The sequence below is a fragment of the Chelativorans multitrophicus genome (genome assembly GCF_011317445.1).
GTDB lineage: Bacteria > Pseudomonadota > Alphaproteobacteria > Rhizobiales > Rhizobiaceae > Chelativorans > Chelativorans multitrophicus.
In genome coordinates this window covers 1,822,392-1,835,498 of sequence record NZ_JAAAPL010000001.1, presented here as the reverse complement: position 1 = coordinate 1,835,498, position 13,107 = coordinate 1,822,392, and the positions used below count along the sequence as shown (strand labels likewise).

Annotated in this window: 12 protein-coding genes and 4 pseudogenes; 5 read left to right on the top strand and 11 right to left on the bottom strand. The window is 58.6% G+C overall.

Features of this window, described 5'->3' with window-relative positions:
• Positions 1-10 precede the first annotated feature (10 nt).
• A pseudogene (locus GNP00_RS08780) lies at positions 11-161 on the bottom strand (integrase); the annotation flags it as partial.
• 4 nt (positions 162-165) lie between these two features.
• Here GNP00_RS08780 and GNP00_RS23860 point away from each other — a divergent pair.
• Positions 166-262 (top strand): annotated as a pseudogene (locus GNP00_RS23860) (IS6 family transposase); the annotation flags it as partial.
• Here GNP00_RS23860 and GNP00_RS23855 read toward each other — a convergent pair.
• The 6 genes and pseudogenes from GNP00_RS23855 to GNP00_RS08755 all read right to left on the bottom strand — a co-directional run.
• Positions 257-346 (bottom strand): annotated as a pseudogene (locus GNP00_RS23855) (IS6 family transposase); the annotation flags it as partial. The pseudogenes GNP00_RS23860 and GNP00_RS23855 sit on opposite strands and share 6 nt — an antisense overlap.
• 196 nt (positions 347-542) lie before the next feature.
• Positions 543-695: a DNA-binding domain-containing protein gene (locus tag GNP00_RS23850; protein WP_166015933.1), complete on the bottom strand. Its 153-nt coding sequence runs from the start codon at positions 693-695 to the stop codon at positions 543-545.
• A gap of 516 nt (positions 696-1,211) precedes the next feature.
• The gene (locus GNP00_RS08770; protein ID WP_011581935.1) at positions 1,212-2,024 is read right to left on the bottom strand and encodes an ABC transporter permease; all 813 of its coding nucleotides are present in this window, start codon (positions 2,022-2,024) and stop codon (positions 1,212-1,214) included.
• Positions 2,025-2,070: 46 nt separating this feature from the next.
• Positions 2,071-3,321 (bottom strand): ABC transporter substrate-binding protein, encoded by a 1,251-nt coding sequence (locus GNP00_RS08765; RefSeq protein ID WP_011581934.1) that lies wholly within the window; start codon positions 3,319-3,321, stop codon positions 2,071-2,073.
• Positions 3,314-4,300, bottom strand: coding sequence for a PQQ-dependent catabolism-associated beta-propeller protein (locus tag GNP00_RS08760; RefSeq protein WP_207634021.1), 987 nt, complete (start codon positions 4,298-4,300; stop codon positions 3,314-3,316). The genes GNP00_RS08765 and GNP00_RS08760 overlap by 8 nt, the downstream gene beginning before the upstream one ends.
• A 28-nt stretch (positions 4,301-4,328) precedes the next feature.
• A complete protein-coding gene (locus GNP00_RS08755) occupies positions 4,329-4,757 on the bottom strand; it encodes a cupredoxin domain-containing protein (RefSeq protein WP_011581932.1) in 429 nt (142 codons plus the stop codon).
• Between the two features lie 138 nt (positions 4,758-4,895).
• On the opposite strand from GNP00_RS08755, the pseudogene GNP00_RS23330 reads away from it, so the two are divergent.
• The 3 genes and pseudogenes from GNP00_RS23330 to GNP00_RS08745 all read left to right on the top strand — a co-directional run.
• Positions 4,896-5,341, top strand: a pseudogene (locus GNP00_RS23330) (ATP-binding cassette domain-containing protein); the annotation flags it as partial.
• A gap of 45 nt (positions 5,342-5,386) precedes the next feature.
• Positions 5,387-5,656 (top strand): hypothetical protein, encoded by a 270-nt coding sequence (locus GNP00_RS23325; protein WP_246259314.1) that lies wholly within the window; start codon positions 5,387-5,389, stop codon positions 5,654-5,656.
• A 328-nt stretch (positions 5,657-5,984) separates the two neighbouring features.
• Positions 5,985-6,656: a pentapeptide repeat-containing protein gene (locus GNP00_RS08745; protein ID WP_166015931.1), complete on the top strand. Its 672-nt coding sequence runs from the start codon at positions 5,985-5,987 to the stop codon at positions 6,654-6,656.
• 14 nt (positions 6,657-6,670) lie between these two features.
• Here GNP00_RS08745 and GNP00_RS08740 read toward each other — a convergent pair whose 3' ends face one another.
• The 4 genes from GNP00_RS08740 to GNP00_RS08725 form a co-directional block, all read right to left on the bottom strand.
• A complete protein-coding gene (locus GNP00_RS08740) occupies positions 6,671-7,369 on the bottom strand; it encodes a hypothetical protein (protein WP_011581930.1) in 699 nt (232 codons plus the stop codon).
• The gene (locus tag GNP00_RS08735) at positions 7,366-9,000 is read right to left on the bottom strand and encodes a pyrroloquinoline quinone-dependent dehydrogenase (protein ID WP_166015930.1); all 1,635 of its coding nucleotides are present in this window, start codon (positions 8,998-9,000) and stop codon (positions 7,366-7,368) included. Before GNP00_RS08735 ends, GNP00_RS08740 begins: the two co-directional genes overlap by 4 nt.
• 132 nt (positions 9,001-9,132) lie before the next feature.
• Positions 9,133-11,013 carry a methanol/ethanol family PQQ-dependent dehydrogenase gene (locus tag GNP00_RS08730; protein WP_157038091.1) on the bottom strand — a complete coding sequence of 627 codons (1,881 nt, stop codon included), beginning with the start codon at positions 11,011-11,013 and terminating at the stop codon, positions 9,133-9,135.
• Between the two features lie 50 nt (positions 11,014-11,063).
• Positions 11,064-11,663 carry a QcrA and Rieske domain-containing protein gene (locus GNP00_RS08725; RefSeq protein WP_049764791.1) on the bottom strand — a complete coding sequence of 200 codons (600 nt, stop codon included), beginning with the start codon at positions 11,661-11,663 and terminating at the stop codon, positions 11,064-11,066.
• Positions 11,664-11,982: 319 nt separating this feature from the next.
• Between GNP00_RS08725 and GNP00_RS08720 the strand changes: the two genes are divergently transcribed.
• Complete coding sequence (locus tag GNP00_RS08720) at positions 11,983-12,978, top strand: SMP-30/gluconolactonase/LRE family protein (RefSeq protein WP_011581926.1); 996 nt, start codon at positions 11,983-11,985, stop codon at positions 12,976-12,978.
• The last annotated feature ends 129 nt before the right edge of the window (positions 12,979-13,107 follow it).

The window sequence follows — 13,107 nt, the reverse complement described above, 5'->3', positions numbered from 1 at the left end:
GGCCTTCAGAGCCTGCCGCCTTTGTGAGATTGATGCGGAATCGGTCGCGGCGGCGCTGGTATTTTTCGCGTCATCTCGGCGCTGGCGTGACCGAGCTAACTCTGCACATGGCGTTCATCGACCTCGGCCGAGGAGGCGAGGCCGATGCACAGGGAATGGCCGTTACTGAATGATGTCTGGTATCTGGCGAAGTCGTCGTCGCCATCGCTGGCACAAATACCGGCTGTGGCGCGCGGTCGATCAGGATGGCTATGTGCTCGATCATTCGTTTCCGTTTTCGCAGCGGCACATTCCAATTCTCGGCGCGGTTATTCAAGCCTTTATGGGATGCGGCAGGCTGCGCAGGATCGCCGTCACAAGTTCTTGGAACTCCTCATCTGCCTTCCATCTCGGCAGCACAAATTGATCCAGACGCTTCAGACACGCCAAGGCAGAGGAGCGAGGCTTTGATCTCGTTACTGAGATAAAAGGCGTTCGGTTTGGCGACAGTGAACTGACCAGGGCTCGGCGTTGAAGCGGCTTCAATCTCGCGTTCCCCCCGTTTACGGGCCGCTGAAATCGGTCAGTTCCGATACTCTTCGCTGCACAGTGCTACCGTGAGGAACAGATAAGCCTTCTGTCAGACATGCTTCCTGAATACGTCGCAAGAGTGCGGCAAAGACCGGCTTTTCCTTTTTGAGCCAGAAACCTTCCACTTGTTCGGCAATGACGCGCTCGGTTCTCGGGTCCAGCCTGACCGCGCCTACTTGTGTGCCGCGTTTCCTGGGGCAGAGACTTGTGGTACGATGCGTCTTCTAAACCGTGCAGCAAGCCGAAACAGTTGATCGAGGGATGCCAAATTTTTAACGCGCTGCCGCGACGACCTCAGCGGTTACTTTCCCACCTGTACGGCGGAGCAGACATCGAAGGAACTCCTCCTGGCTGTCATCGTCGGCATGCTGATCGTGGTCGGAGTAATCTTGGGATGAGATCATGCGCGACACTACGGTCGATTGGCCGGTCGATCAATCTCATTTTGAGTGTACCGAATGCCCGCTTTGGGTCTCATTTGAACCGCAAGGCGTTACACTTCAGTCCCGCACAAATCATTGAAATTACTCAGTGCCTGAGTCCCAGTTTCAAACATAAATCGACAACATGGGCAGTGACATCAGCGGCCGCGGATCTCAACGCGTTTGTGTGCAGACAACCTGAAATCATCCACAAAAGGTCTAAACCTCCGCAGCTCCACGTCGTCTGATGAAACCGCGTTGCGGATCGTAACCGGCCACGGCAAACAGAAAACAGACAATGCTTATTGCTAAGATTACGATCAGGGCTATGCCGTTTAACTGGCCATAGGCCGCGAAGCGGATCAGTTCCACTGCATGGGTGAACGGGTTGGCGAGAGCGATCTGGTAAAGATATTCCGCTCCGCTTTCCTGCAGTTTCCAGAGTGGGTAAAGCGCGGACGAGATAAAGAACATCGGAAAAATGACAAAATTCATCGTCCCGGCGAAGTTCTCAAGCTGTCTTACGTACACTGAGAGGAGCAAACCAATCGCTCCCAGCATCAGGGCCGCCGCGACAAGCGCGGGAAATGCCAGCAGATATCCCCAGTCGGGAAGTCGAACGCCGAACAGCCAGGCAACGAGCAGAAACGCATAGGCTTGAAGCGTGGAAAGGGCAGCGCCGCCGATCAGCTTGCACAGAAGCAGGTACCACCGCGGCAGAGGCGCGGTCAAAAGCAGCCGCATCGTCCCCATTTCCCGGTCATAGACGAGCGAAAGCGACGACTGCATGCTGTTGAAAAGCAGCACCATGCCCAGAAGCCCGGGGATCATGTATTCCTGATAGGTGATGTAAGTCCTGTAGGGCGGGATGATGGACACGCCGAGGAGATTGTGAAAGCCCGCAGCGAAGGCGATCAGCCACAAAGCGGGACGAACCAGTGCGGAAAGCAGACGGGCATATTGATGGGTGAACTTGATGACCTCCCGCCGCACGATAGCGCGGAGCGCAGAAAAGGCGTGGGCGCCTTTCATTGGCCCTTACCCACACTGTCCGACCCGAAGCGGCAAGACCGCTTAGCTAGAATTGACATGCGGTCTCCGGGGCATCCATTCCGAGCGTGTCTAGGTCGTTGGTCTGGTGCAAGAACCCTTCCAGCGGTGCCCGTTCGATGACGGCATTGCCCGTGCTCAGCAGGATGGGCTGGCGAATCTGGTGGTCCCAACTGCGTACGCTGAGGGGGTTCCCCTTGAAACCGTCCAGATTTAGCCGCTCGCCGAGGAGGTAATCCCTCACTGGCTGGAATTCGGTCGACTTGCTGCGCAGAACGGATTGGACCACAGCCTTAATTGCGGTCCATGCCGCCCAGTCCTCACTGCCCATGCGCCTTCCGGCGGCCCTTTCGAAGCGGCTATTGAGCTGCGGGGCGCCATGCCGCTCCCAGCTCCAGTGCCACGCGGAGGGGACCAGCCCTGCTGCACCGACCACCGGGCGTGGGAACTGCGTTGCAAAGGGAACATAACGCGCAAACTCGCCATCCGTGTCGGCCACAAGGACAACGTCGTAATCCGCATTCGCCGTTACGAGCGCCACATTGCTCTGCTCGCGCCGGCGCGGATCGTTCGTGAGTTGGAAGGGGCGGACTTCGACAATCCGGGCGCCGAATCGTTGCGCCGCCCTCTGGACGACCGCCACCATTTGAGCATCGCCATCCAAGGGGCCCTGCAGCACGAGAATGTTGCGCCAGTTCCGGAACGACAGATACTGGACCAGTGCATCTGCCACCATGGCATAGCTTGGAATGACGTGAACCAGATTCGCCCGGCAGTTTTCGCCCCGCAGTGCGTCTTCGCGTGCCGCGAGGTTGAAAATCATGACGTCCTTGTCGCGCAGCGCATCGGCTAACTGAAGGAGCTGAGCAGCCGGCAAGTCGGCGAGAACGAACCCAATTCCCTGGTCGGACCAGCCCTGGACCGTGGTGACCAACTCTTCTACGTTTTCGCCCGCCTTGCGCTCCACCGCGAAATCGACGCCGATCACCTTCCCGATCTGCGCCGCATCTGCAATGCCCACGGCGGTTGCGTCGAACGGACGTCCGAGCGGTCTCACCGGCACCTGTGCATAGGCATAATCCTCGTCATAGCGAGGGTCGTCGGCGAGTTCCACATAGCCCATCAGCATCTTTGTCGCCTGAGCTGGTTCCTGCGGGGAAGCTGACTTCTGACCGGCGGAAGGCGCGGCCTCCTGGGAGAAGGAGGGTAGCGCAACGGCCAGGGCAAGCGAGCCGGCGAGAAGGGCGGGGAGAAGCGCCTGTTTGCCTTTTCTACTCATCTATTCGCACCGTATGCGGCACACGCCCCACCTGCACCGATTGAAGCACCTTCATCGACGCCACATCGATGATGGAGACATCGTCGCTCAAACCATTCGTCACGAATATGGTCGTTTCATCCGGGCTGAGCGCTATCCCCCACGCGCGGCTGCCGACCAGGACATATTCCTTGATCTCCTTCGTGGCGGCATCCACGCTGGCAATGTGGTTTGCCCGTCCAAGCGTTACATAGACGGTCGATCCATCCTTGCTGATCTCCATGCCCACCGGCGTGACATCGACCTGGCGGAACCCTGGAGGAAGGAATTGAAGGGTATGCGATATTTCGTTCGTGGCCCTGTCGATGATCGAGACCTCTCCCGACAGTTCGTCCGAAACCCAGAGTTCCTTCCCGTCGGGAGTCAGAACGAAGCGGCGCGGACGCGTTCCCACGATGATATTGTCCGTCAGCGTATGCGTCTCGGCATCGATCACGTGAACCATGTCGGAGACCTCAGACGTCACGTAGACTATCTTGCCATCCTCGCTCACCACCACGCCCTCGGGCTCCGCTCCAGTGGCGACTTCATCAATGATGACCCTCTGCGCGACATCGATGATCTGCAGGGTCGAATTCTCTTCGTTGGAGACGTAGATGAGGCTGTCGTCAGGGCTGAAATAGAACACCTCGGGGCTCGGGCCTGTCGGAATATGGTCGACCACCTCCAAAGTGTCCACGTCGATGACGTCGATCACATCGTCATCGCCACAGGCAACATAAAGCAGCGTGTTGTCATTATTGAAACGCATGTCACGCGGCCGGCGCGACGTCTCGATCCACTTGACGATGCTGTAATCCTTCGGATCGAGAACGGTGATGTTATGAGTCTTCTCATTGCTGACGAAGACCAGTCCAGTGCCCGCGGACAATGCCGGGACAGGCAGGCAAAGCGCGGCAAAAAGAAGAGCCGCGCCAACTCGGCGAAAATCGAAAATCAAGATCTCACTCCCCGAAAACAATGGGCGATTAGCGGACGACGAATTTTCCCAGCATGCCGCGTTCTTCGAAACCGTCGGCGTAAAATTCGAAATCCCCGGGAACGATCGGGACGAACCAGACATCCGCGGTGCCTTCGTCATCGAACTCTACGCCATAGATCCCTCCACCGACCGGCTTGACTTCTATGTCGTTGATAACCACTTGGTTCACCCAAGAATTACGGAAGAGTTCCGGCGCCTTGACCAGAAACTCCTCGCCGCCCTGGCTCTGGATCTGCCAACGGTAATATTTGCCCGTTTCGAGTGTGTATTCCTTCACGGAAAAAGAAAGATCGGCGCCCAGCACCAGCGGCTCAAGCCGCTCCGGTTTTGAGGCCAAATTCCCCTCGGCATTGCCGCTTGCCGTCATGCCCATGAGCGCGGCGGCGCAGACGAACAATGCAGTTGAAATTCTCATTTCAAAACACCTCCTCGTTTATCAGTGAGAAATCATTGCTGAATTACCAATGCCGTGCAAGTCTCCGGCACGACATAGAGTGTAGCAAGGTTTCACTTGAGCTTGCGTACCGGGCGGCTGCCGAAACTCGGGGGTGATGTGCGGGAATCTGATGAACGAATAGCTGTTCTTGCCGTGGATAGTCTACGGAAGTCCTACGGATCCATCTTGGCGCTCGACCGGGTGACGCTTGACGTCCGCGAAGGAGAATTCGTGGCCCTTCTCGGGCCGAACGGAGCAGGAAAGTCGACGCTTCTGCAGCTTCTCACGGGACTTTTCGCTCCGGATGAAGGCACGATCCGGATACTCGGGCAGGATATCCGCCTTCACCTGACAAGCGCCCTGGCACAGCTTGGTGTCGTGTTTCAACAGCCGACCCTCGACCTGGAACTGACCGTCGAGGCAAATTTGCGATATCACGCTGATCTTCACGGCCTCCCGCGCGGCCCGGCACGCAAGAGAATAGAGGAGCTGCTGGAGCGTTCGAGCTCCTCGACCGCCGCCGTGACCGCGCTCGGACCTTGAGCGGAGGCAACCGCAGGCGTGTCGAGCTTGCCCGCTCCCTGCTGCACGAGCCGAGATTGCTCCTGATGGACGAAGCGACCGTCGGACTCGATCCGGCAAGCCGGAAGGACATCCTGAATCGCATTCTGCAGATGAAGAACGACGGGGAACTTGGCGTCCTTTGGACGACCCATCTGGTGGATGAGGTGGAAGAGGCCGATCGCGTCGTCGTGCTTCACCGCGGCCGCATCCTTTTTCAGGGCTCGCCGGCTCAATTCAGGAAAGAAGGCGAAGCGGAGACAGTCAGCGAGGCCTTTCTCAAACTGACGGGAGCCCGCACCATCACATTTAACTGACCTGGGTGTACCGGGGGTGGTGCGTGGATGGGGGATCTGGCGGTGGGCGGATGGATCTCTAACGATCTGCTGATATCGTCCGAGGCTTTTCAAGCACAAAGCGAGTTGTCGCCGCTGGCTTGGACCGCCCCAGAAACTCAGATAAGATGCGATGTACTGAGAGGCGCAAACTATTTTGACCCGTTTAATCCTCACCGTATTGGCTTTGATCGCCGCTTGCATGTCTGCTTTTGCTCAGAGTGGCGGCAGGATCTGCCATCCGGTCATATCGCGGCCATTCACCTCCCTGCCCTCGATAGACCGTTCAAAGCCGCTCCCGGTCGGGGATGTGCAAGCGTTTCTCGCCGGCGAGACAAAGGACTGCCCTGGCTGTGACCTGAAAGGGGCACAATTGCAACGACGCGAACTCTCAGGCGCGGATCTTCGCGGCGCGGACCTGTCAGGTGCGTCGCTGCATCGTGCGTCGCTCGCGGGAGCACGTCTCGACGCCGCAAACCTTTCTGGCGCCAATCTGAACCTGACGGATCTCAAGAACGCCTCGCTGATTGAAGCAAACCTCAATCAGGCGCTGCTCTATAGTGCCGATCTGAGTCGCGCGGTCCTCACGCGCGCGGATCTCACTTGGGCCCGCCTGCAGCATGCTCGCCTGACACAGGCGCAATTACAGGAAACCAAACTCGTCCACGCCATGGCGATGCAAGCAAATTTCACCGGTGCTGACCTGCGAAAGGCCGATCTGCAGCTATCCAACCTGCAAGGTGCCAATCTCCAGCGGACGGACATGCGAAGCGCGGTGCTGACGAATGGAGGGTTCATCGAGGTGAATTTCACGTCAGCTGACCTCAGCCTCGTCAACGCTTTCAATGCTGATTTCATGTCCGCCAATTTTACCGATACCCGGATGGTCAACGCGGACCTTCGAGGTATGCGGCAGGACGGCGCCACATTTGCTTGCGTGCGGATTGAAAACGCACTTATGGGCCCAGCGACGGCAAACTGATCCCTCCAGCCCACTTAGGGCTGCTGCTTTAACTCGAACCGCGTCTGGCTAACAAAGAGGCCGGGCTGCACATTGCCATACTCATCCGTGAAGGACTGTCCCGCGCGATGATAATATTCGCTTTGGACAGAAAGCTCAGCCCCCTCCACTGATTTGTTACAGCGCTCCCTCAGCTTGAAGCTCGCGGCCGGTTTTTCTCCGGGAACCTCCGGCAGGTCCTCGCACACCCAGCCTTCTGCACCGTAACGGCGCTTGAGCATCCCGCCCAGCGCCCATGCGTTGCTCCGGTCCGCTGGCTCCACGCCGCGCGGATCGGTTACCACGCGAAGCCCCCTCACCACGCCATCCCCATCCACAAGCACCGTGGGAATGACGGGGAACCCAAAGATCTTCGTGCCCTCGCAAAGCGCAATCGCCCGCGACTGTTCAAGGGCGCGAGCTATGAACTCCTGCTCGTCATCATAGCGGAAGGCCACCTCGTAAAATCCGTCTCCCTCCGGCTTGCATTGGTTGAACGCCTCGAAACCTGACAACAGCTTTCCGGGAGGGCCGCCATTGCTTCCGCAGGCATGGTCGGTAAAGCCGCCGGGCAAATCCTCAACGGTCGAACCCAGTTCAATGTCCCAAATGCTCGGCCCACCCTGACAAGCAAGCACTGGCGAAGCTGCAAGCAAAAACACAAGGCACGTGCCTGTGAGCTGAAACCGCCTCATGGCCGCAGCCCCAGGACAGCCAGCACGAAAAGCGGCTCCGAAAGCCCCATCTCCGGCGGACGGTAGGATAGAGTGCTGGTGTAGCTGTTTCCGCCAACCACAACGGCGATAAACTGCTCGCCGTCAACCTCGAAGGTGATCGGCGGTACATCCGTCAGCGAACCGAATTTTGTGCTCCATACCGTTTCGAGCGTTTCATCATTCAGGGCATGGAGCCTGCCTTCGGCGGTCGTCGTAAAAATCAGCCCCCCTGCCGTCGCTAGGGCACCCGCATGCAACGGAAAGTCAAACAGGCGCTGCGCTTTGATAGTGCCGGTTTGCGGCTCTATGGCCGTCAGCATGCCCATATCCGCCGCCGCCCCGGAATAATAGGCGCCGAGCCAGCCAAGCGCCGATTCCGTATGGATGGCCGGGATATTTTCGGTGAGACACCCATCGGCTCCGGAACCATAGGCAAGCCCGGTTCGAGGGCTGTAGGCGGAAGCGAATGATGACGCGCCCTTGACGTTTGGACAGTCCGGGCGGTCTTGCCATGCACCCGATTTGTAAGGCTGAACGTTCGCGCCGGTTTTATACTCTGCCGGACGTCCTGTTTCATCGATGCCGGCGGTCCATTCGAGCCCCACAACATGGGGGGTGGCCACTTCGAATTCGCCTTCCTTGCCACTCAGCCCGTAGAAATACCCGTTATTGGCAAAATGGGCGACGAACGGTTCACCCGTGCCGTCCGCGGGATACACCAGCTGATGCGTTCCGTCTTCCGAGAAGCCGTTAATATCTCCCGGCGTGTACTGAAAGTGCCACCGCAGCTCGCCGGTCTCCGCGTCGATGGCGAGCACGCTGTTGGTGTGAAGGTTCTCTCCCGGGCGGGTCTCGGGCCTATAACGGGGATTGGGATGACCTGTACCCCAGATCGTCAGACCAGTCTTCGGGTCGAAGACCCCGGTCTGGGAGATCGCTCCACCCCCTAGAGCATTTGTCGTGGTGTCGACGCGCCATAGCGGAGAGCCTGACTTTGCGTCCAGTGCATCGATCCGACCGATGGCGCCCCGCTCCGCACCTCCTCCACCAACGATGATGCGGTCTCCAACCACCAGCGGAGACGCTTGTATCGTATATCCCTGCTTCGGATCCCCCACTTGAACAGACCGGACAATTTTTCCGGTATCCTTATCGAGCCAATGGATATGACCGTCCGAGGAGGCGGCAATGACGAAATTTCCATAAAGGGCCAGTCCACGACCGGCCACGAACCAGCTATCGAGATCCGCTTGCAGATCACTGTTCTGCCAAACGACATCGCCCTTTTTTCGCGCATCCAGCTTGGAAACCTGCCCCCAGCCATCGACGATGTAGATGAACCCATCTTCCACCAGCGGGCTCATCGGCAACGCGTTTCGGAAATTGCCACTTCCCTCGATCAGCCCTCCAAGAGGAACGCTGTATCGGACAACGAGGTTCGAAGCGTTCTCGCGATTGATGCCGGCGAGGCTGGAGTAACGGCTACCATCATAGGCGCCAAGATTCATCAGCCAGTTCTGGGGTTCCTCAGCCGCGTTGAGGAGGCGCTGAGGCGTCACCTCAGCCGCGATCGTGCCGGCCGCACTGCAAAGCGCAAAACCGATCCCCATTATGCATGCAGGGACAAAAATCGACTTCATGGTGCCTAACATTCGCGACGGCGATACGAGTATGCCCGTACCGCCGTCAGAAGGAGCTCATCGAGCCTGAAACCCGCCTCGGCAAGCGAGGCGGGTTGCTGATCAGTTCTCTTCCGGAAGCGCGAAGACCCAGATCACGCCGCCCGTCGGAACGGTCGGGCCGGGCTTGAACTTATCCGGATAGGAAGTCGCAAGGCGGCTCTGCATGGAGGCCGCATCGATACCCCAACCAGCCTGGACGGAGACATACTGCTTGCCATCTACCTCGAAGGAAGAAGGCACGCCGATGACGCTCGAGTTGAGCTTCATCTCCCAGACGATGTCGCCCGACTTGGCATCGAATGCACGGAACATGTTGTCATTCGTTCCGCCGCCGAACACGAGACCGCCAGCCGTCGTCATAAGCGGGCCCCAGTTCGCCGAATTGGGGAACTCATGCGTCCACACCTTCTCGCCCGTCGACAGATCCCAAGCCTGAACCTCGCCGATGTGATCAGCGCCTTCGGCAAGATAGAGATCGGAGCGATCACCCTGCGTGCCACGTGTGAAGCTGGCGCCCGGACGGTACTCGACCACCGTGCCACCCTGCATCTTGGTGCAGAGATTCTCGTTCGCCGGAATGAAGACATAGTTTGTCTCCGGGTCATAGGCGATGGGAGGCCAATCCTTACCGCCCCAGAACGAGGGGCAGAAATCGCCAAGGATGCCCGTACCCGGCTTGGTTCCCTCGGCATACTCTACGCGCCCGGTCTCCGGATCCATGCTCTTGATCCAGTTTTCCTTCACGTAGGGAGTGCCCTTGATGAAGCCGATCTCGCCATCCGGCTTCCGCTCCAGCTCCCAAAGCACGCCGTTACGGGCGGCATGCACCAGGCCCGGCACGGTCTCGCCATCCTTGTTCGGCAGATCGACGAGAATCGGTGCCGCCACTTCGTCCCAATCGAACGAGTCGTTCGGATGGTATTGGAAGTGCCCCTTGATCTCACCGCTTTCCGGATCGAGGGCAATCACCGATGTGACATACAGATTGTCGCCTGGACGTTGATCGCCCATCCAGGGGCCACCATTACCGACGCCCCAATAGATCAGCTTGTTCTCAGGATCGTAGTGACCGGTGATCCAGGTTGAGCCGGCACCCGTCTTCCACGCCTCGTTGTCCGGCCACGTCTCCGAACCGGGCTCGCCCGGAGCGGGGATGGTATAGGTGCGCCATACTTCCTTACCATCGTCGGCGTTGAAGGCGGCGACGAAGCCACGGATACCACGCTCGCCGCCCGAAGTGCCAACGATGACCTTACCGTCGATCACAAGCGGAGCGAGGTTCGCGTAATAGCCATTCTTATAGTCGTCGATCGGGGCGGTCCACACTTCGGCGCCGCTCTTGGCGTCGAGTGCCACCAAAACCGCATCGCGTGAGGTGAAGAAGATCTTGTCGCCCCAGAAACCCACACCGCGATTTGTCGGATGCGAGCTGTGCATGTCTTCCGGAAGCGCACGCTGATAGCGCCAGAGGATTTCACCGGTGTCAGCCTTGATGGCCATTACCTGGTTGCTCGTCGTCGTGGCCTGGGTGACGAACATGATGCCGTTGATCACCATCGGCGGCGATTCATGTCCTTCGGCTGCTCCGGTGGAGATCATCCAGACCGGCTCCATGTCAGCCACGTTGTCCGTGGTAATCTGGTTCAGCGGACTGTAGCCCCAGCCGTCATAGGTGCGCCGATAGTTCGGCCAGTCACCATCAGCGGGTGTTGTCAGCATTTCCTGGGTCACGGACTTGTAATCCGGAATCACGACGGGTGCGGCGGGGGTTGTCGGAGCTCCTGCGGCAGCAGGGGGCGCGCCCGGCCCGGCCGGCGGAGCCGTCGGTCCAGCGGGGGGCGTAGTCGGTCCAGCAGGCGCCTGCTGGGCAAGCGACGTGGACACCATGAGCAGAGCCAGCCCTGCGCCGAGTAAACTCGAAGAAGCTAATTTGCGCGACATAATTCCCTCCCTAAAGAAGCGATTGAAAGTAAGAAGACGGCCGACGGAGGTCACCCTCCGACGCGCCCGTCGAGGCCAGCAGCCACGACAATTCTGTCCCCGTCGAGCTTGAGGGCAAGAGCCGGCAGCTTACGGGTGGCGGGACCTTGCATCACGGCACCGTTTTGCCGGGGATCGAAGCGAGACAGATGGCATGGGCATTCCATCAGAAAGTTCTCTGGTATCCAGCTAGTAACCTCGCAGCCTTCATGCGTGCAGATTGCGCTTTGTGCGACAACGCCACCTGCCGCGTACTTCTGCCCCTCGGGGCTGAGAACCGCAGGATCCCATCGGGTCAGCACAAGCAGATTCTGCCAGTTGTCACTGCGGACCGTCTGTGTTGCCGAGTCTGCCGGCCATGCCTGGAGCGGGGCCGAGTTCGGCACAATGTCCTCCGGTGTAAGTGGAGTGGTCTGGTCATCGCCACTGGCGCGGACCAGATAGTCGCCCGGCTGGGGAGGAGCGGAAGCTGCGTCCGCGTTCTGGCTATCGCCCTGGGCCAATGCAGGCGAGGCTGCGATGCCCACAATGCCGCCAACGACAAGGCGGCGGTTTATATTCGCCCGACAGCATCCCGCTGCCGGCTCCTGGTTTTCTGATTCACTTTTCAATGGATGTTTCAACAGATGATGTCCCTGAACTTGTTCCTGGGCACCTGGCCTATCCAATACCGCATCGGAGATTCAGTGAAAACTTGACATCGCCTAGGCGATGGACCCTCCTGGATGGCCTAGGGGACCTCCTCACGTCATTACGATATAAAGAGGAGAAGGTGACTGCAAGTAATAAAGTTGCAAATAAGTCTATCAATGCCCCCCTTTTAAATGGCACCATGGTGTGTCTGCAGCGAATCGTTGCGTGAATGACAGGAGGTGAACGGGTTTCCGTTCCCATTGCTCCCCGCCTACTTCACGATAGGAGGTATTTATAATGAAATATCTGATTCCGATCGCACTTGGTCTGATCCTTACTAGTTCAACGCTCGTGCACGCACAAAGCGCCGCGAACCAAAGCGAACAGCCATTCGAAGCAGGACAGCCTCTTGGCGTGATGGTGGACGGCAACCATACGCCTATATCGGAAAACGTCAAAGTCTACGGCGCAATCGTGAATGCCGAGAGCTGCTCATATGACGAATCACGAGACATGATCGTCGCTGTTAATAGAGGGGCGAATCAGGACGAGGCGCCAAATGACGGCTTCATCTCGCTGATCAACCATGACGGCTCCGTTCACACCGCGCGTTGGATCGGCCTCAATCGCAACGGGCTCGTGTTGAACCAGCCATTCGGAAGCGACATTCATGACGGTAAGCTTTATGTAGCCGACCGGGATGGCGGAACGGACGAGAACACGCCGACGGTTTCCGTGATTCGGATGTTCGACATGGAGACCGGGGCTCCCGCCGGGGAAATCAAGACGGAAGACTCGCCTGGCTTCAACGACATTGAGGTGGCATCCGACGGTACTGTCTACGCTACACAGACCTCCACCGGCGGACCGAACCCAGATCCTTCCGCATTCCGAGTTTTCAAAGTTACCCCGGACGGAACCTCGACGGTTCTGATCGAGGGTGATCCGCTAAACCTGCCAAATGGGATCGCCATCGACAATGACGGGAACCTCGTGGTTGTAAATATCGGGGACAACAAAGTGCTGACCTTCTCGCCCGATGGCGAGTTGCTCAAGACCGAAGAGGCCGCGCAAGCCGGGAGCGACGGAATTGTTATCATGGAGGACGGGACGAAATACGTCAGCAGCGTAAGGGAGGGAGGCATTTCCCGTATCTCGCCGGATGGCACAGCGGAACTCATTGCCACCGGTATCCCGAGCGCAGCATCTATGTGCCACGACGCGGGCGCGAACCAGCTCGTCATCCCGATGAACCCCAACAACGCCCTCGCTTTCGTTCCCTTGGGAAACTGATCGAACGGCGCCGCTTGAGAACGCCCCCCGGCCCGAAAATTCCGGGGGGCAAAGGCAGCCCACTGAATTACGGGCGCCTGCTCGAAATATGCCGATGTCCGTTCGGAGCCCTCGTCCCAACCTTCATCC

Coding starts and splice junctions, on each gene's coding strand:
- GNP00_RS08770 (WP_011581935.1), bottom strand. CDS start 2,024: ATGAAAGGCGCCCACGCCTTTTCTGCGCTCCGCGCTATCGTGCGGCGG.
- GNP00_RS08765 (WP_011581934.1), bottom strand. CDS start 3,321: ATGAGTAGAAAAGGCAAACAGGCGCTTCTCCCCGCCCTTCTCGCCGGC.
- GNP00_RS08755 (WP_011581932.1), bottom strand. CDS start 4,757: ATGAGAATTTCAACTGCATTGTTCGTCTGCGCCGCCGCGCTCATGGGC.
- GNP00_RS23325 (WP_246259314.1), top strand. CDS start 5,387: ATGGACGAAGCGACCGTCGGACTCGATCCGGCAAGCCGGAAGGACATC.
- GNP00_RS08740 (WP_011581930.1), bottom strand. CDS start 7,369: ATGAGGCGGTTTCAGCTCACAGGCACGTGCCTTGTGTTTTTGCTTGCA.
- GNP00_RS08735 (WP_166015930.1), bottom strand. CDS start 9,000: ATGGGGATCGGTTTTGCGCTTTGCAGTGCGGCCGGCACGATCGCGGCT.
- GNP00_RS08730 (WP_157038091.1), bottom strand. CDS start 11,013: ATGTCGCGCAAATTAGCTTCTTCGAGTTTACTCGGCGCAGGGCTGGCT.
- GNP00_RS08720 (WP_011581926.1), top strand. CDS start 11,983: ATGAAATATCTGATTCCGATCGCACTTGGTCTGATCCTTACTAGTTCA.